This is a genomic window from Kribbella antiqua (assembly GCF_004345665.1).
Taxonomy (GTDB): Bacteria; Actinomycetota; Actinomycetes; order Propionibacteriales; family Kribbellaceae; genus Kribbella; species Kribbella antiqua.
The window spans coordinates 355592-381507 of the sequence record NZ_SLWR01000005.1; the positions used below are offsets into that span (position 1 = coordinate 355592).

The 25916-nt window shown below is 67.4% G+C and carries 27 protein-coding genes; 22 read left to right on the plus strand and 5 right to left on the minus strand.

Annotated elements, in window-relative coordinates:
- The first annotated feature begins 49 nt into the window (after window positions 1-49).
- The 6 genes from EV646_RS16990 to EV646_RS17015 all read left to right on the plus strand — a co-directional run bounded on the left by EV646_RS16990 (window position 50) and on the right by EV646_RS17015 (window position 6357).
- Complete coding sequence (locus EV646_RS16990; RefSeq protein ID WP_132149534.1) at window positions 50-1213, plus strand: Gfo/Idh/MocA family protein; 1164 nt, start codon at window positions 50-52, stop codon at window positions 1211-1213.
- The gene (locus EV646_RS16995; RefSeq protein WP_241996075.1) at window positions 1210-2382 is read left to right on the plus strand and encodes a dihydrodipicolinate synthase family protein; all 1173 of its coding nucleotides are present in this window, start codon (window positions 1210-1212) and stop codon (window positions 2380-2382) included. The genes EV646_RS16990 and EV646_RS16995 overlap by 4 nt, the downstream gene beginning before the upstream one ends.
- Window positions 2379-3197: a sugar phosphate isomerase/epimerase family protein gene (locus EV646_RS17000; protein WP_132149536.1), complete on the plus strand. Its 819-nt coding sequence runs from the start codon at window positions 2379-2381 to the stop codon at window positions 3195-3197. Before EV646_RS16995 ends, EV646_RS17000 begins: the two co-directional genes overlap by 4 nt.
- Window positions 3198-3216: 19 nt before the next feature.
- Window positions 3217-3963 (plus strand): sugar phosphate isomerase/epimerase family protein, encoded by a 747-nt coding sequence (locus EV646_RS17005; RefSeq protein ID WP_132149538.1) that lies wholly within the window; start codon window positions 3217-3219, stop codon window positions 3961-3963.
- 83 nt (window positions 3964-4046) lie between these two features.
- The gene (locus EV646_RS17010) at window positions 4047-5486 is read left to right on the plus strand and encodes a diguanylate cyclase domain-containing protein (RefSeq protein WP_241996084.1); all 1440 of its coding nucleotides are present in this window, start codon (window positions 4047-4049) and stop codon (window positions 5484-5486) included.
- Between the two features lie 163 nt (window positions 5487-5649).
- A complete protein-coding gene (locus EV646_RS17015; RefSeq protein WP_132149540.1) occupies window positions 5650-6357 on the plus strand; it encodes a phosphotransferase in 708 nt (235 codons plus the stop codon).
- Here the strand turns inward: EV646_RS17015 and EV646_RS17020 are convergent.
- A complete protein-coding gene (locus EV646_RS17020; protein WP_132149542.1) occupies window positions 6347-6955 on the minus strand; it encodes a DUF6461 domain-containing protein in 609 nt (202 codons plus the stop codon). The two genes, EV646_RS17015 and EV646_RS17020, sit on opposite strands and share 11 nt — an antisense overlap.
- The gene (locus EV646_RS17025) at window positions 6952-7431 is read right to left on the minus strand and encodes a GNAT family N-acetyltransferase (RefSeq protein ID WP_132149543.1); all 480 of its coding nucleotides are present in this window, start codon (window positions 7429-7431) and stop codon (window positions 6952-6954) included. The genes EV646_RS17020 and EV646_RS17025 overlap by 4 nt, the downstream gene beginning before the upstream one ends.
- Window positions 7432-7579: 148 nt before the next feature.
- Between EV646_RS17025 and EV646_RS17030 the strand changes: the two genes are divergently transcribed.
- From EV646_RS17030 to EV646_RS17070, 9 genes are all read left to right on the plus strand, one after another.
- Window positions 7580-9160: an alkaline phosphatase D family protein gene (locus EV646_RS17030; protein ID WP_132149545.1), complete on the plus strand. Its 1581-nt coding sequence runs from the start codon at window positions 7580-7582 to the stop codon at window positions 9158-9160.
- 94 nt (window positions 9161-9254) lie between these two features.
- Complete coding sequence (locus tag EV646_RS17035) at window positions 9255-10124, plus strand: aldo/keto reductase (RefSeq protein WP_132149547.1); 870 nt, start codon at window positions 9255-9257, stop codon at window positions 10122-10124.
- An 87-nt stretch (window positions 10125-10211) separates the two neighbouring features.
- Window positions 10212-10556 carry a tetratricopeptide repeat protein gene (locus tag EV646_RS17040; RefSeq protein WP_132149549.1) on the plus strand — a complete coding sequence of 115 codons (345 nt, stop codon included), beginning with the start codon at window positions 10212-10214 and terminating at the stop codon, window positions 10554-10556.
- A 264-nt stretch (window positions 10557-10820) separates the two neighbouring features.
- A complete protein-coding gene (locus tag EV646_RS17045; protein WP_241996086.1) occupies window positions 10821-12035 on the plus strand; it encodes a M48 family metalloprotease in 1215 nt (404 codons plus the stop codon).
- Complete coding sequence (locus EV646_RS17050; RefSeq protein ID WP_132149551.1) at window positions 12035-13414, plus strand: type IV secretory system conjugative DNA transfer family protein; 1380 nt, start codon at window positions 12035-12037, stop codon at window positions 13412-13414. The genes EV646_RS17045 and EV646_RS17050 overlap by 1 nt, the downstream gene beginning before the upstream one ends.
- Complete coding sequence (locus tag EV646_RS17055; RefSeq protein ID WP_132149553.1) at window positions 13411-13875, plus strand: hypothetical protein; 465 nt, start codon at window positions 13411-13413, stop codon at window positions 13873-13875. The genes EV646_RS17050 and EV646_RS17055 overlap by 4 nt, the downstream gene beginning before the upstream one ends.
- Window positions 13876-13973: 98 nt before the next feature.
- Window positions 13974-16133, plus strand: coding sequence for a hypothetical protein (locus EV646_RS17060; protein WP_132149555.1), 2160 nt, complete (start codon window positions 13974-13976; stop codon window positions 16131-16133).
- A gap of 2 nt (window positions 16134-16135) precedes the next feature.
- Window positions 16136-16531: a hypothetical protein gene (locus EV646_RS17065; RefSeq protein ID WP_132149557.1), complete on the plus strand. Its 396-nt coding sequence runs from the start codon at window positions 16136-16138 to the stop codon at window positions 16529-16531.
- A gap of 2 nt (window positions 16532-16533) precedes the next feature.
- Window positions 16534-17511, plus strand: a complete 978-nt coding sequence (locus EV646_RS17070; RefSeq protein ID WP_132149559.1) for a hypothetical protein — start codon at window positions 16534-16536, stop codon at window positions 17509-17511.
- A 12-nt stretch (window positions 17512-17523) separates the two neighbouring features.
- On the opposite strand, the gene EV646_RS17075 is transcribed toward EV646_RS17070, so the two are convergent.
- Window positions 17524-18210: a hypothetical protein gene (locus tag EV646_RS17075; protein ID WP_132149561.1), complete on the minus strand. Its 687-nt coding sequence runs from the start codon at window positions 18208-18210 to the stop codon at window positions 17524-17526.
- A gap of 100 nt (window positions 18211-18310) precedes the next feature.
- Here EV646_RS17075 and EV646_RS17080 point away from each other — a divergent pair, with 100 nt between their 5' ends.
- From EV646_RS17080 to EV646_RS17090, 3 genes are all read left to right on the plus strand, one after another.
- Window positions 18311-18823, plus strand: a complete 513-nt coding sequence (locus tag EV646_RS17080; protein WP_132149563.1) for a hypothetical protein — start codon at window positions 18311-18313, stop codon at window positions 18821-18823.
- A gap of 232 nt (window positions 18824-19055) precedes the next feature.
- Window positions 19056-20168 carry an LLM class flavin-dependent oxidoreductase gene (locus EV646_RS17085; protein WP_132149565.1) on the plus strand — a complete coding sequence of 371 codons (1113 nt, stop codon included), beginning with the start codon at window positions 19056-19058 and terminating at the stop codon, window positions 20166-20168.
- Complete coding sequence (locus EV646_RS17090; protein ID WP_132149567.1) at window positions 20165-20767, plus strand: FMN reductase; 603 nt, start codon at window positions 20165-20167, stop codon at window positions 20765-20767. Before EV646_RS17085 ends, EV646_RS17090 begins: the two co-directional genes overlap by 4 nt.
- On the opposite strand, the gene EV646_RS17095 is transcribed toward EV646_RS17090, so the two are convergent.
- A complete protein-coding gene (locus tag EV646_RS17095) occupies window positions 20764-21531 on the minus strand; it encodes a TetR/AcrR family transcriptional regulator (protein WP_132149569.1) in 768 nt (255 codons plus the stop codon). The two genes, EV646_RS17090 and EV646_RS17095, sit on opposite strands and share 4 nt — an antisense overlap.
- 93 nt (window positions 21532-21624) lie before the next feature.
- Between EV646_RS17095 and EV646_RS17100 the strand changes: the two genes are divergently transcribed.
- From EV646_RS17100 to EV646_RS17110, 3 genes are read left to right on the plus strand one after another with little or no spacing between them, the layout of a single operon-like run.
- Window positions 21625-22572 carry an ATP-binding cassette domain-containing protein gene (locus tag EV646_RS17100; RefSeq protein ID WP_199237015.1) on the plus strand — a complete coding sequence of 316 codons (948 nt, stop codon included), beginning with the start codon at window positions 21625-21627 and terminating at the stop codon, window positions 22570-22572.
- On the plus strand, window positions 22569-23363 hold the full coding sequence (locus EV646_RS17105) for an ABC transporter permease (RefSeq protein WP_132149571.1): 795 nt from the start codon (window positions 22569-22571) through the stop codon (window positions 23361-23363). The genes EV646_RS17100 and EV646_RS17105 overlap by 4 nt, the downstream gene beginning before the upstream one ends.
- A 56-nt stretch (window positions 23364-23419) precedes the next feature.
- Window positions 23420-24316: an FkbM family methyltransferase gene (locus EV646_RS17110; RefSeq protein WP_132149573.1), complete on the plus strand. Its 897-nt coding sequence runs from the start codon at window positions 23420-23422 to the stop codon at window positions 24314-24316.
- A gap of 105 nt (window positions 24317-24421) precedes the next feature.
- Here EV646_RS17110 and EV646_RS17115 read toward each other — a convergent pair whose 3' ends face one another.
- Window positions 24422-25189, minus strand: a complete 768-nt coding sequence (locus tag EV646_RS17115; protein ID WP_132149575.1) for an SDR family NAD(P)-dependent oxidoreductase — start codon at window positions 25187-25189, stop codon at window positions 24422-24424.
- Between the two features lie 151 nt (window positions 25190-25340).
- On the opposite strand from EV646_RS17115, the gene EV646_RS17120 reads away from it, so the two are divergent.
- Complete coding sequence (locus tag EV646_RS17120) at window positions 25341-25880, plus strand: GNAT family N-acetyltransferase (RefSeq protein ID WP_132149577.1); 540 nt, start codon at window positions 25341-25343, stop codon at window positions 25878-25880.
- Window positions 25881-25916: the final 36 nt, after the last annotated feature.

The window sequence follows — 25916 nt, forward strand, 5'->3', positions numbered from 1 at the left end:
ACGCACAAGCGCGAGCCGGCAACGGAGCGTGCCGAAGAGAGGTAGAACAGTGAACGAGCGACGCGTCGGCATCGTGATGAACGGCGTCACCGGCCGGATGGGCCTGCGCCAGCACCTCGAGCGCTCCATTGTGGCGATCCGCGAGCAGGGCGGCATCCAGGCCGCCGACGGATCGATGATCATCCCCGAGCCGATCCTGGTCGGCCGCAACGAGCTCAAGCTGCGCCGGATCGCGGAGCAGTACGACCTGACCCGGTGGACCACCGACCTGTCCGAGGCGCTGGCCGAGCCCGACGTCGAGATCTACTTCGACTCCCAGCTCACCCAGCTGCGGGAGAAGGGCGTGCGCGCCGCGGTCGAGGCCGGCAAGGCGATCTACTGCGAGAAGCCGATCGCCGAGGGTCTGGACGCCGCGGTCGACCTGGCCCGGCTGGTGCGTGACTCCGGACTGAAGAACGGCGTCGTGCAGGACAAGCTGTCGCTGCCCGGCCTGCGGAAGCTGAAGCGGCTCGTCGACGGCGGGTTCTTCGGCCGGATCCTCTCGGTCCGCGGCGAGTTCGGGTACTGGGTGTTCGAGGGCGACTGGCAGGAGGCGCAGCGGCCGGCCTGGAACTACAAGCAGGAAGAGGGCGGCGGCATCGTCGTCGACATGTTCTGCCACTGGCGCTATGTGCTCGACCAGATCTTCGCGCCGGTGAAGTCGGCGTACTGCCAGGGCGCCGTACACATCCCGACCCGCTGGGACGAGCAGGGCAAGGAGTACCAGGCCACCGCCGAGGATGCGGCGTACGGCGTCTTCGAACTGGAGGGCGGCATCGTCGCCCAGTTGAACTCCTCCTGGACGACGCGGGTGTTCCGCGACGAGCTGGTCGAGTTCCAGGTCGACGGCACCGAGGGCAGCGCGGTCGCCGGGCTGCGGAACTGCCGGGCGCAGCACCGATCCGCGACGCCGAAGCCGGTGTGGAACCCGGACCTGCCGGTCACCGAGAAGTTCCGCGACCAGTGGGCCGATGTACCGGACAACGAGGTGTTCGACAACGGGTTCAAGGTGCAGTGGGAGATGTTCCTGCGGCACGTGGTCGACGACGCGCCGTTCACCTGGGACTTCGTCGAAGGCGCCAAGGGTGTTCAGCTGGCCGAGCTCGGGCTGCAGTCGTGGCGTGAGGGCCGCAAGCTCGAGGTGCCGCCGCTCGACATCGAGGACCAGCTGTGACGCTTGAACTGAAGCTGCCGGTCGGCGGGGAGGGCGAGTCCTCCGCCGGCCTGGCGTCGTACCGGCTGATCGGCGAGCCGGTTGCCCAGGGCACCTATACGCCCGCGACGTCCCGGCTGGCGTTCGCCGCGGCGCATGTCGTGGCCGATCCGCTGGGTGACAACTCGCCGGGGCAGCCCGCGGTAGTCGACTGGGAGCACACGCTGGAGTTCCGTCGGCACTTGTGGTCGCTCGGGCTGTCCGTGGCCGAGGCGATGGATACCGCGCAGCGTGGGATGGGCCTGGACTGGGCCGCGACGCAGGAGCTGATCCGGCGGTCCGCGGCCGAGGCGCCCGACGGCCGGATCGCAGTCGGCGTCGGCACCGATCAACTTGCTCCAGGCAACCACTCGCTCGAGACGGTGATCAGCGCCTACGAAGAGCAGCTCGCCGTGGCGGAAGACGTCGGCGCGCAGCCGATCCTGATGGCGAGCCGGGCGTTGTGCGCGGCGGCGTCGTCGCCCGACGACTACCGCAAGGTGTACGACCGGCTGCTGAACCAGTCGTCGCGGCCGGTGATTCTGCACTGGCTGGGTTCGATGTTCGACCCGGCGCTGGACGGCTACTGGGGCAGCGACTCGCTCGACCTCGCCGCGGACGTCGTGGTGGACCTGATCGGCGACAACGTGGACAAGGTCGACGGGATCAAGGTCTCGTTGCTGGAGGCATCGCGTGAGGTTGCCCTACGCAACCGTCTGCCGGAGGGCGTCCGCCTCTACACCGGTGACGACTTCAACTATCCCGAGCTGATTCGTGGCGACTCCGACCGGTACAGCGACGCACTGCTCGGCATTTTCGCCGCGATCGCGCCCGCCGCCGCGGCTGCGCTGAAGGCTCTCGACGACGGCGATCTCCAGCGGTACGACGACGTGTTCGCACCGACCGTGCCCTTGTCCCGGCAGATCTTCTCGGCGCCGACCTACTACTACAAGACCGGAATCGCGTTCCTGGCTTGGCTGAACGGGCATCAGCCCGGGTTCTCGATGGTCGGTGGTCTGCAGACCGGGCGGTCGTTGCCGCATCTCGCTGACACCTTCCGGCTTGCCGATCAGGCCGGCGTACTGACCAATCCTGAGTTGGCTGTGTCGCGGTTCCGGCAGCTGCTGGCCGTCAACGGAATCGACGCATGAGCAGCCGCTACAGCCTGAACCAGGCGACGACGAAGTACTGGCCGCTCGAGGAGGTCGTCGCGGCGAGCGCCAAGGCCGGCCTGTCCTGGATCGGCCTGTGGCGCGAGCCCATTCAGGAGTACGGCGTCGACAAGGCTGCTCGGTTGGTCGAGGATGCCGGGCTGAAAGTGTCGTCGCTGTGCCGGAGCGGGTTCTTCACCTCGACCGATGCGGCCGAGCGGAAGGCGAAGATCGAGGACAACCGCCGCGCGATCGATGAGGCCGCGACGGTCGGGACGTCGGTGCTGATCCTCGTCAGCGGCGGACTGCCGACGGGTTCGCGTGACCTCGACGGTGCCCGGGCTATGGTCCGCGACGGGCTTGCCGAACTGGCGCCGTACGCCGAAGAGCGTGGGGTGAAGCTGGGGGTCGAGGCCTTGCACCCGATGTTCTGCTCGGACCGGTGCGTGGTGTCGTCGCTGTCGGGGGCACTGGATCTGGCCGAGCAGTTCCCGGCGTCGCAGGTGGGCGTGATCGTGGACGCCTACCACCTGTGGTGGGACGCGGACATCTACCGGCAGATCGAGCGGGCCGGCGAGCGGATCCTGTCGTACCAGGTGAGCGACTGGGTGGTTCCGCTGCCGGAGGACACGCTGCTCGGGCGCGGAATGATGGGCGACGGCTCGATCGAGCTGCGCCGCCTGCGCGAGGCCTGTGACGCGGCCGGGTACGACGGACCGGTCGAGGTGGAGATCTTCGACCAGAAGCTGTGGGACGCGCCGGGGCAGGAAGTGTTCGACCTGGCATTGGAGCGCTATCAGGAGCACGTCGCCTAGTCATTGAGGAGCCGTTTGTATGACTATTCCCGCCAACGGAATCGGGATGCATCTCTACACCATGAGGGAGGTGCTGGCCGAGGATTACCCGGGAACGCTGCGACGGCTCGCTCAGATCGGCTACCAGACAGTCGGGGTGAGTGGGCGGTTCGGCCATTCGGCGGACAAGATCCGGTCCTTCGCGGACGAGGCCGGGTTGTCGATCGTCTTGGAGCATGTGAAATACGACCGGCTCGCCGACGACTGGGCCGGCGCGCTGGCCGACGTACAAACGCTGGGCGCGAAGTGGGCCGTCGTACCGTCGATTCCGTCGGAGCTGCACTCCGTGGAGGGATTCCGTACGGCGGCGGCCGCGTTCACCGAGGCCGGCAAGGCGGCGCGTGACGCCGGGCTGAAGCTGCTCTTCCACAACCACGGTCGCGACTTCGCCGAGGTCGACGGGCAGGTGCTGTTCGACATCCTGCTGGAGGTGGATCCGGCGTTGCTCGGGTTCGAGCTGGACCTGTACTGGGTGGTTGACGGAGGCAAGGATCCGGCCGCGTACTTCCGGCAGCACCCTGGGCGGTTCCCGGCGTTGCACGTCAAGGACATGGCCGCGGACGGGTCGTGGGAGGACGTCGGCGCCGGCACACTCGACTTCGCCGGGATGTTCGCCTACGCGGCCGAGGGCGGCGTCGAGCAGTGGCTGGTCGAGCACGACAAACCCACGGATGCCTGGGCGTCGGCGGAGCGCAGCTACCGGGGACTGACAGAACTTCAGTTCTGACAAGCGGTTTCTGGCAAATGCTTAACCGGATCAGCAGTGGTGACAACTGCTCACGTCAGGTGAGATCGGCCTAAGCTCGACGCGTGCAGAACGAACCCGCTGTTCGGTTGACTGCCGTACGCCGCCTCTACGAAGTGAGCGCCCGGATGGGTGCGGGCCGGAGTCTGGCCGAGACGCTGCAGGCGGTCGTCGACGGCGTCGTCACCGGGCTGGGGTTCGGGATCGCCGTACTGAACCTGCGGCAGCCGGACGGGAAGTTCGAGGTGATCGCGGTCGCCGGGTCGCCGGAGGCCCGTGAGGCACTGCTCGGAACGGTCAGCTCGGCGGACATCTTCGACGCCGAGTTCGCGATCGCCGACCACTGGGGACGGCTGCGGTTCGTGCCGCACGAGCGGCTGCCGGAGGGCGAGGTGATCGGCTGGGTGCCCGACGTACCGGTGTCGGACGATCCGGCGGCCTGGCATCCGCTCGACGCGCTGTTCGCCCCGCTGTACTCGCCGGACGGCGAGCTGGTCGGGATGCTGGCGGTCGACCTGCCCGAGGACCAGCGGCGGCCGGGGCCGATCCACCGGGAGCTGCTGGAGATCTTCGCGACTCAGGCCGGGCTGGCGATCGACAAGGCGCGGCTGACCGATCAGCTGCTGGCGGAGAAGGCGCGGCTGGAGGCGAGCGAGACCACCTTCCGGATGGTCTTCGAGGGCGCCGGGAACGGGATGGCGACGATCGCCTTCGACGGGCCCGAGGCCGGCCGGATCCTGCGGGTGAACGACGCCTTCTGCCGGATCACCGGATACGCCGCGGATCAGCTGGTCGGGGAGCGGATGCTGAGCTTCCTGCGCGAGGAGGAGCCGGCGCAGACCCGGCAGGAGCTCGAAGAAGTTGCTGCCAGCAACGGGACGTACCGGTTCGAGCGGGTCTTCACCCAGCCCGCCGGGAAGGCGATCTGGCTCGGCGGTACGGCGGCAGTCGTCGACCAAGGCGCCGGGCAGCCGCGGATCCTGCTGATCCAGGTCGACGACGTGACGGCCCGCAAGGACGCCGAGCGCGAACTACGCCACCACGCCGCCCACGACCCGCTGACCGGTCTGCCCAACCGGCGTCTGCTCCAGCACCGCTTCGCGTCCGTACTGGAGCGAACCCGGGAGACCGGGCGTCCCGGGGCGCTGCTGTTCTGCGACCTGAACCACTTCAAGCTGGTCAACGACAACTACGGCCACGAGGCCGGCGACCGCGCCCTCCGCGAGATCGCCGGGCGCCTGGCGGCCGAGGTCCGTCACGGCGACACCGTCGCCCGCCTCGGCGGTGACGAGTTCGCCATCCTCGCCGAAGACATCGCCGACGACGCCCTGGCCGCCTTGATAGCCCGCCTCGAATCCGCCGTCAGCCAGCCCCTCCCCAACATCACCGTCCAGGTCACCACCAGCGTCGGCACCGCCCCCATCACCCCCGCCAGCACCGACCTCGACACCCTCCTCCACCAAGCCGACCAAGCCATGTACACCACCAAAAACCGCCGCCCCTGACGTTCGGGACCGAACGACAGGAGGTAGTCGACTGCTGCGGTCTCGTCCTGCGATCTCCACGCCTGAACAGTCCGGGCCGGCCGGAGTACCTCCTGTCCTTCGGGCCTGGTGTCTGGGTGAAACCGGTTGGACCGCTGGGCCGTGAATGCGGAAGGGTGGCTGAGTGGATGAGGTGGAGTTGCAGGGTGGGTTTGTGAATGTGGTCGTACGGCGTGGCGACGTCGTACTGCGGCAACCAGGGCCCGCGTTTGTGCATGAACTGCTGCGGCACCTGGACGGTTGGCCGGGAGCACCGCGCTTTCTGGGCATGGATCAGGGCCGGGAGCGGTTGAGCTTCATCGACGGCTACGTCGCCTGGGAGCGGCCCTGGAAGGACGGGGTGACAACCCCCGGCGCTCTGCAGTCGGTGGGCCGTCTGGTGCGCGAGTTCCACGACCTGACCGCGGGTACGACGCTGGCCGGGGAGCACGAGGTGGTCTGTCACAACGACCTCTCACCCAAGAACACCGTCTACACCGACGACGGCTCCCGCGCGATCGCGTTCATCGACTGGGACATCGCCGCCCCCGGCCCCCGCATCCACGACCTCGCCTTCATCTGCTGGCAGTACGCCGACCTAGGCACCATCGACCACGTGGTCCCCCAATGGAATGCCCTCCTCACCGGCTACGGCCCCACCAACCTGGACAACCTGATCCCCACCATCCTCTGGTGGCAATCCCAAGCCGCCGACGGCATAGACACAGAGGCCAACGCAGGCAACCCAGCAATGCAACGCTTGCAGGACCTCGGCGTACCGAACGACATCCGCCGAAAGCGCGACTGGGTGCAGCTGAACGGGACCGCCTTGGCCGCGGGGCTCAGCGTTTGAGCGGAGCTCGCCCGCAGAGGTACTCCGCGGTGTCGAGCAGCTCCTGCGTGACCCTCACACCCGTGAGGTGCTCCGCCAGCGCGAACGCGGCCTCGGTGTTCAGCTCGAAGTCGCGGTCCTCGATGTCGCGCAGATCAAAGCCGATCCGCTCCATCACATCCAGCAGACCATCAGGATCGCTCCCGGAGCGATGGAAGGGGAACAACGGCTCGAACTTCAGCCGCAGGTCGCCGTCCTCCATCCAGCAGAAGCGATCCTCGGCGTCGACATTGCGGTGGTGGGAAACCACGCGGGTGCCTGCCGACAGCGGACGGATGACCTCGGGGGTGACGCCTAGGAAGCCGTTCCACTCGAGCAGCAGCGTCCAGCCCTCGAGCTGAACAGCGCCGATGCCGAACCGGCCGTCGTTGCGGTGCGCCGCCCAGGGATGACTTCTCTCGGCGAAGCGGGTGAAGTCGCGCGAGCCGGTCGCGCGCTCGCTCGGCTCTGCATCCAGGCGGCGGAGTGCTTCGCCGGGATCGATGCCCTGCACCAGGGTCAGGCAGTAGCCGTAGATGAAAGGCGTATCCCTGAACCAGGTGTAGTCCTCGGCGCTCATGAGCCGAGCTTCGTTAGAGCGTCGTTGGTTAGGCGGTAGGTGGTCCATTCGTCTTGAGGAGTGGCGCCTATGGATTTGTAGAAGTCGATGGCGGGGGTGTTCCAGTTGAGGACGGACCATTCGAGGCGTTCGTAGCCGTTGGTGACGCACTCCTGGGCCAGGGCGACGAGGAGGGCTTTGCCGAGGCCGGTGCCGCGGGTTTCGGGGCGGACGTAGAGGTCTTCGAGGTAGATGCCGTGGACGCCGCGCCAGGTGGAGAAGTTGAGGAACCACAGGGCACAGCCGGCGACCGCGCCCTCGTGTTCGGCGACGTGGCAGAAGACCGCCGGGGTTTCGCCGAAGAGCGCGGTGTGCAGTTGATCAGCCGTCAACCGGCATTCGTGCGGCGCTCGTTCGTACTCCGCGAGGCCGTAGACCAGTTCCACGATCGCCGGGACGTCCTCCGGCCGCGCACGCCGTACTCGCTCATCCGTCATGCGCCCAATCCTGCCGCACGCGAACTCTGGTCAATCTATCGCCAGACGCTGTTAACTTATCGCCGAAGCTCGTTAACCTCAGAGACACCCGGCAATCAAAGACTGACAGCGCAGTTCCGATCCTGATCCGCCACCAGGAGGAATACTCATGTCCGTTTCACGCCGTCGCTTCCTCGGCCTGGGTGGTGCGGGCAGTGCCGCCGTACTGCTCGGCACCGGAGCCTGGGACGCCTCGACCACGTACGCCGCTCCGGCCGGCAGCGGCAACCCGTTCACCCTCGGCGTCGCCTCCGGTGATCCGCAGTACGACAGCGTCGTGCTCTGGACCCGCCTCGCCACCGACCCGTACGCCGTCGACGGCCGCGGCGGGATGCCCGCCAAGCCGATCCGGGTCGAGTACGAGGTCGCCCGGGACGAGAACTTCCGGCAGGTCGTACGACGGTCCAGCGTCGTGGCGACCCCGGAGCTCGGCCACTCGGTCCACCCCGAGATCCGCGGCCTGCTGCCGGACCACGTGTACTACTACCGCTTCCGCACCGGCAGCGAGGTGTCGCCGACCGGCCGGACCCGGACCACGCCGCCCCCGTTCGCGTCGCCGCGTGAGCTGAAGTTCGCCTTCGCGTCCTGCCAAGCCTGGCAGGACGGCTACTACACGGCGTACGACCACATGGCCGCCGAGGACCTCGACCTGGTAGTCCACCTCGGCGACTACCTCTACGAGTCCGGCGTGAAGACGAACCGGCGCGGCGTCGTGACCGACCCGCGGTTCCACGGCGAGACGTTCGACCTCGCGCGGTACCGGCTGCAGTACTCGCTCTACAAGACCGAGGCGCCGCTGCAGGCCGCGCACGCGGCGCACCCGTGGATCCACACCATCGACGACCACGAGGTGGAGAACAACTGGGCCGGTGACATCTCCCAGATCGACACCGAGCCGGACCAGGACCCGGTCGTCTTCCGGGCCCGCCGGGCGGCCGCGTTCCAGGCGATGTACGAGAACATGCCGCTGCGCCACGAGCAGATGCCGTCCGGCCCCGACGTACGCCTGCATCGGCGTCTTCCGTACGGGCGTTTGGCCGACATCACCATGCTGGACACGCGCCAGTACCGGTCGGACCAGCCGTGTGGTGACGGCGACTCGTCGACCTGCACCGATCGGTTCAACCCGGACAACACGATGCTCGGCGGCAAGCAGCGCGAGTGGCTGCTGAACGGGTTCAAGAGCTCGAACGCGCGCTGGCAGATCCTCGGCAACCAGGCGCCGATGGGCCAGACGGACTGGACGCCCGGCCCGGAGACGCACGTCTGGCTGGACCCGTGGGACGGTTATGTTGCCGAGCGCAACAAGGTCCTCGCGGCCGCGCAGGACAGCGGGGTCCGCAACCTGGTCGTCATCACCGGCGACCGGCACCAGAACTACGCGCTGGAACTCAAGCGCGACTACGAGAACCCGGACTCCCCGAACGTCGGCACCGAGTTCGTCGGTACGTCGATCACCAGCGGCGGCGACGGCGCGGACATGACCGACCTGGGCCTCCAGTTCCTGGCCGCCAACCCGCACCTGAAGTTCTTCAACTCCCAGCGCGGCTACGTCCGCGTCACCGTCGACCACCAGCAGTGGCGCTCCGACTTCCGCGTCGTCCCCTACGTCCAGACCCAAGGCGCTCCCATCACCACCCGAGCGACTTACGTCGTCGAGGACCGCGACCCGCACGTCCAGCAGGCCTGAGTCATGCGATCGCCCGGGATTCAGAATCCCGGGCGATCGCTGTCATCTGACATTGCTGTTGGATTACTGATTGCTGCTGCGCAAGGCTGGGGGCATGGCTGCTCAGACGAAGAAGACCCGGCGGATCGGGGATGTGGAGGTCAGTGCGATCGGGCTCGGTGCGATGCCGATGTCGATCGAGGGACGGCCGGACGAGGACCGGTCGATCGCGACCATCCACGCCGCCCTCGACGCCGGGATCACGCTGATCGACACCGCGGACGCGTACCACCTGACCGCGACCGACGTCGGTCACAACGAGACCCTCATCGCCAAGGCGCTCGCGTCGTACGGCGGTGACACGTCGAACGTGCTGGTCGCCACCAAGGGCGGGCACCTGCGTCCGGGCGACGGCCGCTGGACCCAGGACGGCTCCCCGGCGCACCTGAAGCAGGCGGCCGAGGACTCGCTCAAGCGGCTCGGCGTCGACGCGATCGGGCTCTACCAGTTCCACCGGCCCGACCCGAAGACGCCGTACGAGGAGTCGGTCGGCGCGATCCGCGACCTGCTCGACGCCGGCAAGATCCGGATGGCCGGGATCTCGAACGCGAACCCGGCGCAGATCCAGCAGGGCAACGAGATCCTCGGCGGCCGGCTGGTCTCCGTGCAGAACCAATTCTCGCCGGCCTTCCGGTCCAGCGAACCCGAGCTCGAGTTCTGCGACCAGCTCGGCATCGCCTTCCTGCCCTGGTCCCCGCTCGGCGGCATCTCGAACGCCGGCGACCTCGGCTCCAAGCACCCCGTCATTCACCGGCTCGCGACCGAACTCGGCGTCAGCCCGCAGCGGGTGACCCTCGCCTGGATGCTGGCCAAGTCGCCGTACGTCATCCCGATCCCTGGCTCGAGCCGCCCGGAGACCATCCTCGACTCGTACGCCGCCATCGACCTCGAGCTCACCCCCGAGCAAGTCGCAGCCCTCGACTGATCGTTTGCTGAACACACCCCGGCGCGCGGAATAGGTCCGTGTGCCGGGGTGTTGCTGTTTTGTTCCCGGCAGACAGGAGGTTCCGCGATGGAAGACATGCGTGCGTTGGGTTATGGGCTCGGGCAGCAGTACTTCGACGAGCGGGACTATCGCGGCGCCATCCGCGCTCTGCGCCCAGTGATGGAGGAGACACCGGACGACGTGGGCACGCGACTGCTGCTGGCTCGGGCGTACTACCACGCGGCCTTGCTGAAGCCTGCTGAGGAGCATTTGCTTGAGGTGATCCAGCGAGAGCCCACTGAGTACTACGCACACTTGATGCTGGCTCGGACCTTGGAGCGCCAGTCCCGCGCCGACGAGGCCGGCAAACACCGGCGGATCGCGGCAGCGCTCACCGGTGACGACGAACTGCTCAAACCTCACCGCATCTGAGGCACACCAGGTGAAGCCCAACGCGGCCCCTCTGACCGATAGGGTCGGCGATGATGCCGCTGCGTCACATCTCAGTGGCGCTGTGCACATCGCGCTAGCCGCCCAGGCCGAGATGGGGAGGATCAGTTGGGGATCTGCGCCCGCTGCGGGAATCAGCGAGATGCCGCGAGTTTGAGCTGTCCGCACTGCGGGGCCACCACTCCTCGTCCGGAAGCCTTGCAGCAGGTGCCGGTACAGCTCCAGCAACAACCAGAACCGCCGCGCGTGACCGCACCTCAAGCCGGTTCGGAGGTCCCGGATCGGCTCAAGACCGGACTTCGTCGCGCCTTCAGCCGGCCGCCCGGCTACCGGAACGTCTTCGTCTGGCTGGTCACCGGCATGCTGCGGAACCGACGCGGGCTCGTCGGTGCGCTGCTTGCCGCGTGGTTCAACCTTCCGCTCGCCGTATTGCTCGGCGGCATCGGTCTGGTCGTCGGCGGTGTCGCCGGTTACATCGGCGGAGCGATCGGCGGCAACAGCACCGCGGACTCCTGGTTCAGCGACGTCCCCGTCCTCGGCAGCATGCTCAGCAGCGCGTTGCTGCAGAGCGGCGGGATCCTCGGCTTACTGGTCGGAGCCGGCGCAGGCGCCCTCGGCGGATTCCTCTTCGGCTTGCTCGTGCCGTGGATCGCGGTCGCCGCGGTCAGCCCGTTCGAAGGGCTCGGCCGCTTCCTCGCTCAGCTCGTCGTCGCGTTCCTCTGCGGCGCGCTGTACACCCTCTACGGCATCGCCACCGAAAGTTGGACGCTCCGGATCAGCGGCGCACGGAAACCGAGCCGACGCGAAACGGCCCTGATCGGACCGATCCTCGAGGACTGTGCCAACCGGATGGGCCTGACCTCGACGCCACCCCTGCTGATGCTGGACGACCGGGAGCCGAACGCGTACGCCGCGACCCGTCACATCATGGTCACCAAGGGATTCCTCGACGAGTTCGACTACGCCCGCGAACCACTCGCCGGCGTCCTCTGCCACGAACTGACCCATTGGCGCAACGCGGACGCGGTCTCCAGCCACTTCATCCGCGGCGTCGCGCTCCCGCTCTACATCACCTACAACATCTGCAGCTGGCTCCTCCAGATCACCCGCGGGACCGCACAGTTCATCGTCATGATGATGACCTGGCCGGTGACGGTGAGCATCAAGTACGGCGTGATGCCGATGCAGGCATCGGGAAGCCGAGCGGCCGAGTATCTGGCCGACCAAGGCGCGGTCTACGCCGGCTACCGGGACGGCCTCCGCCAAGTACTCGCGCGATTCCGCGGCAGCTTCGACGGCGCCCGGAACGGGTGGGAGGAGTCGGTGCTCTCGACCCACCCGCCGAGCGAACTACGGCTGGAAGCCATCGAGGAGCCCGGCGTCGAGTACCCATTGCCGGACGCCGACAACCCCGCCGTACCGATGCCTGTGATCGTGACCAGCTCGCTGGCCAGGGACTGATGAACACAACCTGGCCGCCGATCCCGTCGTTCACGACCGATCCACGCCGGCAGGTGTTTCTCGGCTGGGACGCGCATGGCGGATACAAGCGATGCTGGAGTGCGCCCGAGGATTCCGTCGGCATCATCGGCCCGCCGCGCTACGGCAAGACGTCCGGACTGATCATCCCGTCGGTGCTCTGGTGGGAAGGACCACTCGTCTGTACGTCGACCCGCGGCGACATCCTCGGATTCACTGGCGACCGCCGCCGCGCCCTCGCAGCGCCGTACGGCGGATCCGTGAAGGTCTACGACCCCTTCGGCAGCGAGTTTCCGGAGCTGTCGATGCGATGGTCGCCGTTGGCCGACTGCGAGAACCCGTCGGTCTGCTATCGGCGAGTGGCGGCGATGACGGCCGTCGCCGGTCAAGGTGTGCAGGACGGTGACCACTGGCGTGGCGGTGCCGCTGCGATCCTGCGCGCCTATTTCCACGCCGCGGCGCTCGAGGGTTTGCCGGTGTCCGTCGTACGGCGATGGCTGACGGCCCAGGAGACCCGGGATCCCACGGCGATCCTGCGGTTGTCGTCGAGTCCCGGTGCGATGTGGGCCGACGACCTGGACGCGGTCAAGCTGCTCGGCGACCGCGAACGCGGCAGCTTCTACTCGGTCGCGCGCAACACCCTGGAAGCGACGTCCGAGCCGACCGTACTGGCGTCGTGTTCGAAGAACGAACTCGACATCGACGAGTTCCTCGACAGCAGGTCGTCGTTGTTCATCATCGGGCCTTCGCACCAGCAGCAGGCGATCGCGCCGCTGATGGCCGGTTTGGTCGACAGCATCGCGCAACGCGCCTCGGAACTCGCCGCGACCCGAGGCGGCCGCCTCGACCCACCGTTGCTCTTGGCACTGGACGAGATCGCCAACATCGCCCCGCTGCAAAGCCTTCCATCCCTGGTCAGCGAAGGCGGCGGTCGCGGCATCGTCACCATGTGGGCCACGCAAAGCCTTGCCCAGTTGAGAAATCGGTACGGCGTCGAGCAGCAGGCGGCGATCCTGGCCGCAACCACCGCCAAGCTGATCTTCGGCGGCATGTCCAACGGCGAAGACCTGCACAACATCTCGTCCTGGGCCGGCGAAGAGCGCCAGACCACCACGAGCACACAGCTCGGACCGCAGACCAACCTGGGCCCATCCGGCCCGGTCGGAGTCGGCGGCTCGATGGCCGGCCACAACCACACGGTCAGCAACATCTTCCGCCCCGCCCTACCGGTCAGCGCAATCCAGATGCTCCCCCCATTCCACGCCTGGCTCTTCTGGCGCAGCGAACCACACTTCCAAGTCGAAGCCCGACCGGCCGGAATGATCCCGGAGTTCCAACACCTGAAGGGGTTCACGACATGACCGCTGACGACTACGAGTACCTCGCCTCGGTCTTTCGCAGAGAGAGCGCGGATCGCCCGGCCGCGTTGTGGCGTCGCCGCGGCGACGACATGGAGTACCTGTCGCTGGTCGATTGGACCTGGCATCCCGCCGGCAACGTCATTCCGCCCCACCCGGACGTCCTGGTGCCCATCGGTGCTGAGCAGGTCAGCGCCCTGCTCGCCGACCACCAGCGCTTCGCCAGGTACTGGGTCCTGCGCGAAGGGCCGGAGGAGGTCCGCGTGTATCGGCAGCTGTCCAGCCCCGAACGCCTGATCGAAGAGGTCTTCGGCGGCGACGGCGAGTGGATCGCCACGCATGACATCAGAGACCTGCAGATCGGCGGCCCGCACGACGTACGTGATCTCCAGCCGATCGACGCCGCGACCGCCGAACAACTGATCCAGCAAACCCGCGGCATCTCCGGGGCCACCCAGCTGTGAGCCCGGAAGCGCGGCCCTGGCGAGGGAAAGGGCACGAAGCGCGGCTGAGCCTGACCGCCGAGCAGAACGAGGCCGTCGGCCTGGCACACGCCCGCGCGGTGAGCAGGCGGACGGAACTCGACGACGCGATGCTGGCGAACGTAACCGCCACCGCCGAGTACGGCGCCAAGCTGGAAGGCCTGGAGTACTCGCTCAAGAGCGCCGAATCGTTTCGCAGCAAGGTCGCCCGCCGGGGCAAGGACAGGACAGCGGAAGAGGTCGCGAACTCCACCAACGACCTCAATCGCTACACGCTGACGTTTCCGCCCGAGCAGTACGCCGATGGCGTGCTCAGCAGCCGCGATCACCTCGAGCGTCAGGGCTTCGTTCGGGTTTCGGAGAAGAACACCTGGAATCTGCCCGACTACCGCGGGGTCAACTCGACCTGGGCCAGCCTTGGGCCGGACGGCAAGGCGCTGCACAAGTTCGAAGTCCAGTACCACACCCCGGAAAGCTTCGAGGTGAAGGACAAGCGCAACCATCTGCTGTACGAGTTGCAGCGGGTGGATGACGACGCCGGCAACCCCAACGCGGAGCTCCGACGGGAGGCGATCCGCCATCTGCAGGCGGAGCGCTACGGGACGATGGAACCACCGCCCGGCCACCAGCGGATCTGCGAGACCGTGCCGGACAACCCGCTCGAGCCGGTGCCGCAGTCGATCAAGGACGACGTACTGGCCGAAGAGCAGGAGCTCAAGGAACGTAAGGGCGCCGAGAAGGCCGCGGAAGACGAGCAGTTGACGTTGTTCTCGCGGGGAGCGGCGCGGAGTAATCGGGATGTTGTCGAGAACGGTGGTGGGTTGCCTCGGACGGCGGAGACTGTCGAGGAGGCGGCTGACGCCGGCGGGATGGATCTCACCGGGGTCGACGTGGTCATCGTGGAGGAGCCGGACGAGATCCAGTACCTCGACTATCAGCAGGCCTGCGCCTGTACGCCGGGCGAGCTCGGCGGGGACCAGATCCGGCTCGGCCCGGCGAGTTTCGCCGATCGGGAGACGCTGGTGGCGACACTGGCGCATGAGAAGACCCATGTCGACCAGCTCCGCTCGGGCACGGAGGTCGGCACGGGGAACATCGGGGACCTCGAAGAAGAGGCGTATGCGAGCGAAGCTCCGGCGCTGGAGAGACTGAGGGAACATGACATCAATCAGGTTCAGGGTCGAGACGACCTTCGATCTTCCGAGCAGGGACGGACTCCTGGTTCCGGGCGAGCTCCTGACGGGAGCGATCCAAGCCGGGACGACACTGCAGACGGAGGACACGGGTCAACCGGTACGAGTCCTGGGAGTGGAGTTCCCGACGCCATCGACGGAGGGGACGAACAAGGTAACCCTGAGAATCGACCGCAACTCCCCACCCCTCAAACCGGGCACGACCTTGATCAGCCCGACCTAACCCCCTCCGACCAAGACCCGGACTCCGACACCCAGCAAACCGAGCCAGCCCCGGACGCCGACACGAACCAAGACGCGGATCCGGACCCCGACGCCGAGTCCGACGCGGAGTCCGACGCCGACGCCCAGGCGGACGCCGAGTCCGAGGCGGACGCGGAGTCCGACGCCGACGCCCAGGCCGACGCCGAGGCGGACGCGGAGTCCGAGGCCGACGCGGAATCCGACGCCGACGTCCAGGCCGACGCCGAGGCCAAGGCCGACGCGGAATCCGAAGCCGACGCGGAAGTTACGCCGGGCTCGGAGGGCGAGGTTGACGGGGAGCAGGTCGAGGCTGAGGCGGCGGACGCCGATCAGGAGGCGGAGGAAGAGCCTGCCGCGGAGGCGGAGCCTGTCGCTGAAGCGGAGGTCGAGCCCGGAGCCGAACCGGACGCGGAACCGCAGGCGGAAACCGACCCCGCACCAGGAGCAGAGGTTGACGCCGAGCCCGGAACCGAGGCTGAGGCCGACGCCGAGACCGACCCCGGAGGTGAAGCAGAGGCCGGAGCTGAGGCGGAGGCGGACGCCGGTCAGGTGGTCGAGGAAGAGCCTGCCGCCGAGCCGGAGCCTGCCGCCGAAGCGGAGGTCGAGTCCGGAGCCGAGGCAGAGGCAGAGGCGCAGCCGGAGGGTGCGGCTGCCGGTGAGCCGGAGAGCGACGGTGGGTATGACGGGCAGGCCGCGGATGATGATGCTCGGGTTCAGGCGGCGATGGAGGCGGAGGATGGGGACGCCGACTTCGGTGGCAATTCCTATGACGACTCCGCGAGTACCGGCACGGAGATGGAGTGACGATGGGATCCAAGCCGCCATGGGTCTGGGACGAACTGAGCAGCGAGGTCCGGGAGCAGTCCTGGCAGAAGCTGGCTGAGTGGGTTGCCTGGCTGGAGGACGCGTACGCGCCGTGGGTGATGCTGCCGCCGTGCTGGCCGGTGCACGAAGGGCTGCGGACCGAGTTGACCATGTTCTGGTACTGGCATCGCTACGTCATGACCGGCACGTCCAGCCCGATCGACGGCGTCCGCTGGCACAACGAGATCCGCCGCTCCGCGCAAGCCTGGCGTGAGCTCGCCACCTGCCGGCACGAACCGCCGGTCGCGCACCACGGCCAGATCCTGGCCGCCCGCCGCCAGAAACGCGACGAGTTCCTGGCCCAGGCAATGCAGCAGTCCGGCAACGAGGAGGCGTGACGATGGCAACCACCCAGTCCGACCGGCCGGCCAGCCCTTTCGTCGAGCCATGGGAACCGTCGCAGCGGACCATCTTCGTCACCGCGATCGTGGTCGCCCTGATCGCCTCACTCAGTACGGCGAACTTCGTCGCACAACGGATCTGGTTCACCCCGGAGGCCGCGGTCAAGGGCTACTACGGTGCACTCGCCGACCGCGATGCGGCGAAGGCAGCGTCGTACCTGAGCAATAACGACACAACCTTGGCGGCCGCCCTCATCAGCTCGGACAAGTACGTGCCGCCGAGCGGTCTGAAGGTGGACAGCATCCGGGAGGACGACGAGGATAGCAAGGGCCGGAGTGCCCAGGTCGATTTCTCCATCGGCGACACCAAGGCGACGGGCTCGATGTCACTGCGCCGGAGTGAAGATTTGTCGTGGGGCCTCTTCCGCGGCTGGGACATCACGGGCAACCGCCCGGCGCTCCAGATCAGCAGCTCGATCCCGGTCGACGTACAGGTGAACGGACAACGGGTGGATCTCGAGTCCGGCGACCTCAACGTCTTCCCCGGCCGGTACGTCGTTCAGGTCGCTGACAACCCACTGGTGGAAAGCGACCCAGTCAGCGTCGACGCCGGCTTCGAGAACGTCGAGGTCCAGCTCGCTCCGCGGATCAAGTCGACGATCGAGACGGAAGCGCAGGCGCAGATCAAGGCATACCTGAAGCAGTGCCTGACCGAAGCGACCAAGCCGGAGCACAGCTGCCCGTTCTCGTTCGGCTATTCCGACATCACCAACCCGGTCTGGCGGATCGACACCTACCCGACCGTCGAACTCGAGCTGGATTCCAGCGGCGAAGGCATCGTCGTGCACTCCAACACCGAGGGCGAAGCCACTGTGACGGGAACGTACGACGGCGCCCCTTACACCGACACCGATACGTTCAGCGTCAGTGGCACCATCACGGTCGACCAGGGCAAGGTCACCTTCCAACCCGAGTAAGCCCTTCGCTGGTCAGGGCTTGGTCGCACCGAGGGCGGTCGTGTAGATCGCCTTCATTGTGGGCCAGTTCGTGACCAGCGATGAGGCGTAGAGGACGTAGTCGACTCGGCCGACGCGCCAGTAGATGGAGTTGACGTGCTTGCGGCCGGCGGCGGTGTTGAACTCGAACTCCCAGGTGACTGATTCGTGGCCGCGCCACTTGCCGGGTGTGAGGGCCAGGCGTTGGTAACCGGGGTACTTGCCGGCGAAGCCTCGCTCGCCTTGCGTCTGGATTGCGAGTAGAGAACCGGGTGGCGAGGCGGAACCGCCGTACCGGAGGAAGCTTGTCGGTTGTGCTGGATTGGTTGCCTGCATGGCGGTGCTTCGGTTCGCCTGGGGCTTGGCCGGCCATCCGGATGGGATCAATGTCGTGAGACCGCCCGGCGCCGAGGCTGGCTGGAAGCCCGCCGGTACGCCGGGTTTGGTGGGGGACGGCGTGGTCGGCGAGGGCGACGATGTGGGGGTGGTCGGCTCCGACGGCTCAACGGTCGGGGTGGTCGATGGGGTTGTGCTGGCCGGGGTTGAAGAAGTTGGCGGGGCCGCGGTCGCTTCACCGTCCGAGGAGCGTGCGACCAGCAACGTCGTACCGACGAGTGCGCAGGCCGTCAGGTTCGCTGCGAGTGCGATCACGGCCAACTTGCCGGAACTCACGCCACTCATCGCTCCCCCAGAGCCTCGAGATCGCCTGAAGGCTAGGCTACCTGGAGCATCCGCGGGCACACTGGTTGCGACGGCGGGTTGCTCACGAGTGGGGACGTGAATGGTTGAGCACGAGGATTCGGCGGCCGCGGTCCAGCGGCTGCATCAGGAACTACTCGCGCGACCGGACGACAACGAGCTCCGGACGCAACTGGCCTGGGCTCTCCGGCGGATGACCGAGGAGTCGCTCGCGACGACCGTCTATCAGGTGCGGGTGATCGCCAGCCAACGGCAACGCGACCTGTGCCGGGACGCGGCCGCGCGCATCCGCGACCTCGCTCCCTGGGACGGCGAGCTTCAGGCCTTTGCCAACGGAATGTCCGCCGAGGTCGAGCAAGGCGGTCGATGGATCTGGGAGCGCAAGCCGTTGGCGTACACACTCGCCGCATGCTTCGTCGCCATCGGCCTGGCGCTGGCCGTCACCGGCGGCCTCACCGACAACATCCCCCTGATCGTCGCCGCCGGCGTCCTCAGCAGCGCCGCCCTGGCCGGCGTCGTCCTCATCTTCCGCAAGCAGGCGTGGCGCATCACCGCCCGCGAGGCCCAACCACACCTCGCGTACGCCGGAATCTGACCCGCCCCAGCACCCCGCCGTACTCGCGGAAGCATGCATCCGTATCGCGGAAGTCCTCCGCGGGAGGCGTCGGCCGTACTCGAGGAAGCCCTGCTCGCGGAAGCGCTCTAGCGTAATGCGGAAGCCAGGCGGGCGGATGTGGTGCTCGGGCAGGATGGAATGACGCGGCGGGGATTGGCGTTGAGGTGGGCATTGGTAGTTTAATCGTGAACTACCCAGTTGAGGAGGACAGATGCAGTTCGGTGTGTTCACCGTCGGTGACGTGACCGAGGACCCGACGACCGGCCGGACCGTGAGTGAGGCCGAGCGGATCAAGGCGATGGTCGCGATCGCGCTGAAGGCGGAAGAGGTCGGGCTGGACGTGTTCGCGCAGGGTGAGCACCACAACCCGCCGTTCGTCCCGTCGTCGCCGACCACGCAGCTCGGGTTCATCGCCGCGAAGACGTCGAAGCTCATCCTGTCCACCGCGACCACGCTGATCACCACCAACGACCCGGTGAAGATCGCCGAGGACTACGCGATGCTGCAGCACCTGTCCGACGGACGGGTCGACCTGATGATGGGTCGCGGCAACACCGGCCCGGTCTACCCGTGGTTCGGCCAGGACATCCGCAACGGCATCGCGCTGGCAGTCGAGAACTACGCACTGCTGCGCCGGTTGTGGCGCGAGGACGTGGTCGACTGGGAGGGCAAGTTCCGTACGCCGCTACAGGGGTTCACGTCGACACCCCGGCCGCTCGACGGCGTACCGCCGTTCGTCTGGCACGGGTCGATCCGTTCGCCGGAGATCGCCGAGCAGGCCGCGTACTACGGTGACGGGTTCTTCCACAACAACATCTTCTGGCCGGTGACGCACACCAAGCGGATGATCGAGCTCTACCGGACCCGCTTCGAGCATTACGGTCACGGCGCCGCGGATCAGGCGATCGTGGGAGTCGGCGGTCAGGTGTTCATGCGCAAGAACTCGCAGGACGCCGTACGGGAGTTCAGGCCGTACTTCGACAACGCGCCGGTGTATGGGCACGGGCCGTCGCTGGAGGACTTCAGCCGGGAGACGCCGCTGACGGTCGGGAGTCCGCAGCAGGTGATCGAGCGGACGTTGTCGTTCCGGGAGCACTTCGGTGACTACCAGCGGCAGTTGTTCCTGATGGACCACGCGGGCCTGCCGTTGAAGACGGTGCTGGAGCAGCTGGACATTCTCGGGTCGGAGGTTGTTCCGGTACTGCGGAAGGAGTTCGCGGCGAAGCGGCCGGCGCATGTGCCGGACGCGCCGACGCACGCGTCGCTGAAGGCCGCGGCCGAACGGGCGCACGACCTGGAGACGATCGAGGAGCCGTCGGTATGACCGAACGTGTGATTGCCGTGGTGACGGCCGGGCTGACGACACCCTCGTCGTCCCGGCTGCTCGCCGACCAGCTGGCTGCCGCCGTTCGCGACGAGCTGTCCGGTCGCGGGGTCGAGGCCCGGATCGAGGTCATCGAGGTGCGCGACCACGCGCACGACCTGACGAACAACCTGCTCACCGGCTTCCCTTCCACCGAGTTGCGAGAGGTGCTCGACACGGTCGCCGCGGCTGATGCCCTGATCGCCGTCACGCCGACCTTCAGCGCGTCGTACAGCGGACTCTTCAAGATGTTCTTCGACGTACTCGACGACAAGGCCCTGGCCGGCAAGCCGGTCCTCCTGGGCGCGACCGGCGGCACCGAACGCCACTCCCTGGTGCTCGACTTCGCCCTCCGCCCTCTGTTCGCCTACCTGAAGGCCCTCCCGGTCGCCACCGGCGTCTACGCCGCCTCCACCGACTGGGGCACCGGCGCCACCAACCTGCGCACCCGCATAACCCAAGCCGCCACCGAACTGGTAGCCGCCCTCAACCATGAGCCAGCCCACCAGACCGACCCCTACGAAAACCCCACCCCCTTCGAAGACCTCCTCAACAGCTAACGCTCGGCGATCAGCAGAGCGATACCGTCGAGGATGCGGGCCAGGCCGAACTGCAGCGCGTGCGCCGGGTCGATGATGGATTGGAAGTGTTCGCCTACTGAGGTGCCGACGCGGCCGGCGACTGGGAAGCGGTTGGCGGCGCCGGACATGACGTGGGTGAGGGTGGGGGAGATTTCGCGCCACCATTCCTGGTCGGAGAGGCCGGTCTCGCGCTGGGTGCGGAGTTGTTCGGCGCCGGCGCGGGCGGTGCCGTGGACGTGGGTGAGGACGAGGGTGAGGGCCGAGTCCATCTCGACGTCGGTGAGGCCCAGACCGTCCAAGGGGCGGAGCTCGGCTTCGTACTTCAGGGTGATGTTGGGGCCGAGCGCGTTCCGCATGGTCGGGACCTCGTGGATCCACGGATGCTTCACCAGCACATCCCAGTTGCGCTGAGCAATGAATTCCAGCGCGCCGCGCCAGCCTCCTGATTGCCTGGCCGGCTCGTCGACGTCGGCGTACAGGTCGCCGTACACCCGGTCGAACATCAGGTCCGTCAGCTCGCCTTTGCCGGGTACGTGCGTGTAGAGCGACATGGTGCCGACCTTCAGCTGCTCGGCGACCATCCGCATCGACACCGCCTCGAGGCCGTTCGCGTCGGCCAGCTCGATCGCGGTGCCGACGATCGAACGCACCGTCAGGCCGGACCGGCCTGCCTTCGTGTGACTGCCCCACAGCAGCGCCAGACTGCGCGCCGGATCGGGCGCGGCCGTCTTCTTCGGACTCAAGGGACAAGCTCCAACCGGTCGTCGTTGCCTTGATCGTACCCGAGTCGTACAGTGTACGGTACACTCTACGGTTCAACCGGTGAGAGGTGGGAAGTGACTACGGAACGCGTGATCGAGGCCGTCGGCGTACGGAAGAACTACAAGGGCGGCACTGAGGGGGCAGGTCTGAACGGTTTCGACCTGGAGGTCACGGCCGGCACTGTGACAGGCCTGCTCGGCCCGAACGGCGCCGGCAAGACAACGGCGGTGCGGATCCTGTCCACACTGCTCGAGCTGGATTCTGGTACGGCGACAATCGCGGGGTACGACGTACGTCGCCAGGGTGCGGAGGTACGTCGCCGGATCGGGCTCGTCGGCCAGCACGCAGCGGTCGACGAGATCCTCACCGGACGGCAGAACCTGGTCATGTTCGGCCGGCTCAACCACCTCGGCCACGCGGCCGCGGTACGTCGGGCTGACGATCTGCTGGAGCGATTCAGCCTGACCGACGCCGCCGGCCAGCCGGTCGGGAAATACTCCGGCGGGATGCGCCGGCGACTAGACCTGGCCGCGAGTCTGATCGTGGCGCCGAAGGTGTTGTTCGTCGACGAGCCGACCACCGGGCTGGACCCGGCCGGCCGGCTGGAGGTGTGGTCCGCCGTACGGCAACTGGTCGACGGCGGGACGACGGTGCTGCTGACCACGCAATACCTGGAGGAGGCGGATCAGCTGGCGAACCGGATTTCGATGCTCAAGGCAGGGAAAGTCGTTGCCGAGGGCACTCCTGATGAACTCAAGACCCAACTCGGGTCCGACTGGCTGGATCTGGTACTCGCGGATCCGGCGGATGTTGCCCGGGTCATCCAGCTGGCGGAACCCCTTGCAGACGGTGAGATCCGGGTGAACGAAGTACGGATCAGCGTGCCGGTGAAGGATCGCACCAGAGCACTGGTGACGATGGCGAATTCGTTGCATGAGGCAAAGATCGATCCGGAGGACATCACGTTGCGCAGACCGACGCTGGACGAAGTGTTCCTCCACCTGACTGGAGCCGCAGCGTGACGGCCTTCGGTTGGGCGCTGGCAGACAGTTGGACGATCGCGCGCCGGACGCTGGTGCACTGGCGGATGCAGCCGGGGATGGTGCTGTTCAACTGGTTCTTCCCGGTGCTGATGCTGCTGATGTTCGGCGGGCTGCTCGGCGGCGCGATGGAGTTCCCGGACGGCGACTCGTACTACGAACTGCTCGTGCCGGGCATCTTCGCGTTGGGGATGCTGTTCGGGCTCGAAGGCACCATGACGGCAGTGACCGAGGACAAGTCCAAGGGCGTAACGGATCGGTTCAGGTCGTTGCCGATGAGCTCGGCGGCCGTCGTACTCGGGCGGTGTATCGCGGACATGCTCGACTCGGCGGTGACACTGATCGTGCTGGTCGCGGCCGGGTTGGCGCTCGGGTGGCGGTGGCATGAGGGGTTGCCGGCGGCGCTGGCGGCGTTCGGGTTGCTGTTGCTGCTGAGGTTCGCGTTGCTGTGGGTGGGGATCTTCATCGGGCTGACGGTGAAGAACGCGCAGAGCGTGACGATGGTGCAGGTGCTGGTGTGGCCGGTCGGCTTCTTCTCCAGCGCTTTCGTCGCCACCTCCACCATGCCGGACTGGCTGGGCACGATCGCCCAGTGGAACCCGCTGTCGGCGACGGCCACCGCGTCCCGGACGCTCTTCGGCAACCCCGATCCCTCGGCCTCAGCAACCTGGATCGGGACGCACGCCGAGGTAGCGGCCGTCCTCGCGCCTCTGCTGCTGATCGCGATCTTCCTCCCGCTGTCCGCTCACCGGTTCCGTACCCTCTCCCGCTGAACCTTTCCCGCCCAACCCGCGTGAATCGGGTTGGGCGGGATGGGTAAGGGGTGTAGGTGGACGTGCGCGACGGATTCGGGTGGCGAGCTGCTTGGCGGCTTGCCTATCTGGCTGAGCGCTTTGCCGGAGCATCCGCGGCCCGACGAGTGGCACGGGGTGTCGGAGCCGTCGAGGGACTGACTGATCGTGGCGTGCGCCGGATAGCCCTGCGGATCTCGCCTCGCCTGGCTATGGCCAACCCCGGCCTGGTGAAGGTGTCGCCGGGGTGGGCGACACAGGTCGTCGTACGGCGGCAAGGAGTGCAACTCGAGCTGGACCTGCGGGACAACTTGCAGGCGGTGCTGTACTACGCCGGGCGGTATGAGCCTGCTGTCCAGCGATTCTTACGTGGCGAGCTCCAGCGAGGGGACGTCGTACTCGATGTGGGAGCCAACATCGGGGTGCATGCGCTGACTGTGGCTAAGCGGCTGCAGGAGCTGGGTGGTGGGCGGGTAATCGCGTTCGAGCCGGCTGCGGACTGCCTGGCGAAGCTGACTACGGCTGCAGAGCGCAACGGGCTGCAGGTAGAGGTCGTGCCGGCGGCGTTGGGTGAGCGGAGGCAGCACGCGGCTCTGCGGGCTGATAGCCGGTACGACGTTGCTGACGCTGGTGTGCGCTCGCTCTACGGCGACGGTGACGTGGTGCAGGAGGTGCCAGTGCTCCGGCTCGACGACTGGGCCAGGGAGAACGGTCTGGATCGGCTGGACGTCGTCAAGCTCGACATAGAGGGTGGTGAGATCGCAGCACTGTCCGGAGCCGCTCACACGCTGACACGACTGCAGCCGCGCGCACTGCTCGTGGAGGACAAGCGGGCGGACCTGAGCGCGCGACTGCACGCCGTACTGGATGAGCTGGGGTATCGGCCGACCGGTGAGGAGCTGGACCACAACGCCCTGTTCCGGCCCGCTGGGTAGCGGGTTATGTAATGGATGGCCCGTTATTGGGCGCTATCGGGGAAATAGCCCGCCATCCGAGGTGGACGCCTGCGATACAAGCGCTTTCCAGCCAGCATCAGTTGCTTACGGCATCAACTGGCCGCCGTTGACCTCGATGATCTGCCCGGTGACATAGGAGCTCATCCGGTCGGAGGCGAGGAACAGGATGGTGCCGACGCACTCGTGCGGCGTGCCGGTGCGGCCCATCGGGATGGTCGCGATCATCCCGGTCATCTGCTCGTCACCGGTGTGCCGCTCGTGGAACGGCGTCTTGATCACACCGGGTGAGATCGCGTTGACCCGGATGCCTTCCGGCGCGAGCTCCTTTGCCAGGCCGCGGGTGAAGGTGCTGACCGCGCCCTTGCTGGTCGCGTACACGACCGACCCGCCGCCACCGCCGTGCCGCCCGGCGATCGAGGTCACGTTGATGATGTTGCCGCCGCCCTGCGCGCGGAACACCGGCACGATCCGGCGGCTGAGCGCGAACACCGAGGTCAGGTTCACGTCCAGGATCCGGTGGAACTCCTCGTCTGGTACGTCGGTGACCGGCGAGCGGTTGATCAGATCACCGGCGTTGTTCACCAGTACGTCGATCCGCCCGTGCTTGGCCAGGACGTCGTCGATGAGCTTCCCGGCCGAGGCGGGATCGGCGAGATCCGCCTGATGCACCGACCCCGACCCACCGGCCGTCTGCACTGCTCCGAGGGTGTGCTTCGCGCCCTCCTCGTTCTGGTGGTAATGCAGCGCGAGCGTGGCACCCGTCTCCGCGAACCCGACCGCCGCCGCGGCCCCGATCCCACTGCTGGCCCCGGTGACCACCACAACCTGATCCCTGAAATCCAGATATCCCATGCGTCTTATCCTCTCCCAAGGCCGCCGGTCTGGTCGGGCCGGTCGATGTCGCCTGCGCTCGTACGGCGTACGGCGTACGTCGTACGTCGTACGGAAAACGGGCACGCCGCAGGGGGAGTTGCGTTCGGTGGGGCGGCGGTAGATTCGATGGATGGAATACGCGCTCGGGCGGCTGGAACTTCGGCGGTGGCGAACGGCTGACGCGCTGCGGTTGACGGCGGCGCACCAGGATCCCGAGATGGCGAACCAGGGCGGCATCGTCGACCGGGCGTCAGCGGTCGCGTGGATCGGCCGGGTAGCGGATCTCGACAACGGGCACGTGTACGCCGTGGCCGATGCAGACGACCACCCGATCGGATGTGTCGCGGTGACGAACATCGACCGCCATCAGGTCGGCTGGACGTGGTACTGGACGCTCGCCGAGGTCCGCGGCCAAGGCGTCGCACGGGACGCACTCCGCGCGCTCACCGACTGGGCGCACCACGAAGCCGGGCTCTACCGGCTGGAGCTCGGCCACCGCATCAACAACCCCGCCTCCTGCGGCGTCGCCGCCAGCGCCGGCTTCCTCTACGAAGGCCTCGAACGCCAACGCCTCACCTACGACGGCACCCGCCACGACGTCGAGCGCCACGCCCGCCTAACCACGGACCCCCTCACCCCACCCGACCGCCCGGTGACGATCAGCCTTTGACGTACGAGCGCCGCCGTTCGGTGAGTCGCCGGCATG

Excerpts from the sequence above, each read along its gene's own strand:
- EV646_RS17040 (WP_132149549.1), top strand. The coding sequence starts at position 10,212 with ATGGAAGACATGCGTGCGTTGGGTTATGGGCTCGGGCAGCAGTACTTC.
- EV646_RS17070 (WP_132149559.1), top strand. The coding sequence starts at position 16,534 with ATGGCAACCACCCAGTCCGACCGGCCGGCCAGCCCTTTCGTCGAGCCA.
- EV646_RS17050 (WP_132149551.1), top strand. The coding sequence starts at position 12,035 with ATGAACACAACCTGGCCGCCGATCCCGTCGTTCACGACCGATCCACGC.
- EV646_RS17065 (WP_132149557.1), top strand. The coding sequence starts at position 16,136 with ATGGGATCCAAGCCGCCATGGGTCTGGGACGAACTGAGCAGCGAGGTC.
- EV646_RS17120 (WP_132149577.1), top strand. The coding sequence starts at position 25,341 with ATGGAATACGCGCTCGGGCGGCTGGAACTTCGGCGGTGGCGAACGGCT.
- EV646_RS17005 (WP_132149538.1), top strand. The coding sequence starts at position 3,217 with ATGACTATTCCCGCCAACGGAATCGGGATGCATCTCTACACCATGAGG.
- EV646_RS17030 (WP_132149545.1), top strand. The coding sequence starts at position 7,580 with ATGTCCGTTTCACGCCGTCGCTTCCTCGGCCTGGGTGGTGCGGGCAGT.
- EV646_RS17000 (WP_132149536.1), top strand. The coding sequence starts at position 2,379 with ATGAGCAGCCGCTACAGCCTGAACCAGGCGACGACGAAGTACTGGCCG.
- EV646_RS17075 (WP_132149561.1), bottom strand. The coding sequence starts at position 18,210 with ATGAGTGGCGTGAGTTCCGGCAAGTTGGCCGTGATCGCACTCGCAGCG.
- EV646_RS17025 (WP_132149543.1), bottom strand. The coding sequence starts at position 7,431 with ATGACGGATGAGCGAGTACGGCGTGCGCGGCCGGAGGACGTCCCGGCG.
- EV646_RS17055 (WP_132149553.1), top strand. The coding sequence starts at position 13,411 with ATGACCGCTGACGACTACGAGTACCTCGCCTCGGTCTTTCGCAGAGAG.
- EV646_RS17080 (WP_132149563.1), top strand. The coding sequence starts at position 18,311 with ATGGTTGAGCACGAGGATTCGGCGGCCGCGGTCCAGCGGCTGCATCAG.
- EV646_RS17020 (WP_132149542.1), bottom strand. The coding sequence starts at position 6,955 with ATGAGCGCCGAGGACTACACCTGGTTCAGGGATACGCCTTTCATCTAC.
- EV646_RS17115 (WP_132149575.1), bottom strand. The coding sequence starts at position 25,189 with ATGGGATATCTGGATTTCAGGGATCAGGTTGTGGTGGTCACCGGGGCC.
- EV646_RS17090 (WP_132149567.1), top strand. The coding sequence starts at position 20,165 with ATGACCGAACGTGTGATTGCCGTGGTGACGGCCGGGCTGACGACACCC.
- EV646_RS17035 (WP_132149547.1), top strand. The coding sequence starts at position 9,255 with ATGGCTGCTCAGACGAAGAAGACCCGGCGGATCGGGGATGTGGAGGTC.
- EV646_RS17085 (WP_132149565.1), top strand. The coding sequence starts at position 19,056 with ATGCAGTTCGGTGTGTTCACCGTCGGTGACGTGACCGAGGACCCGACG.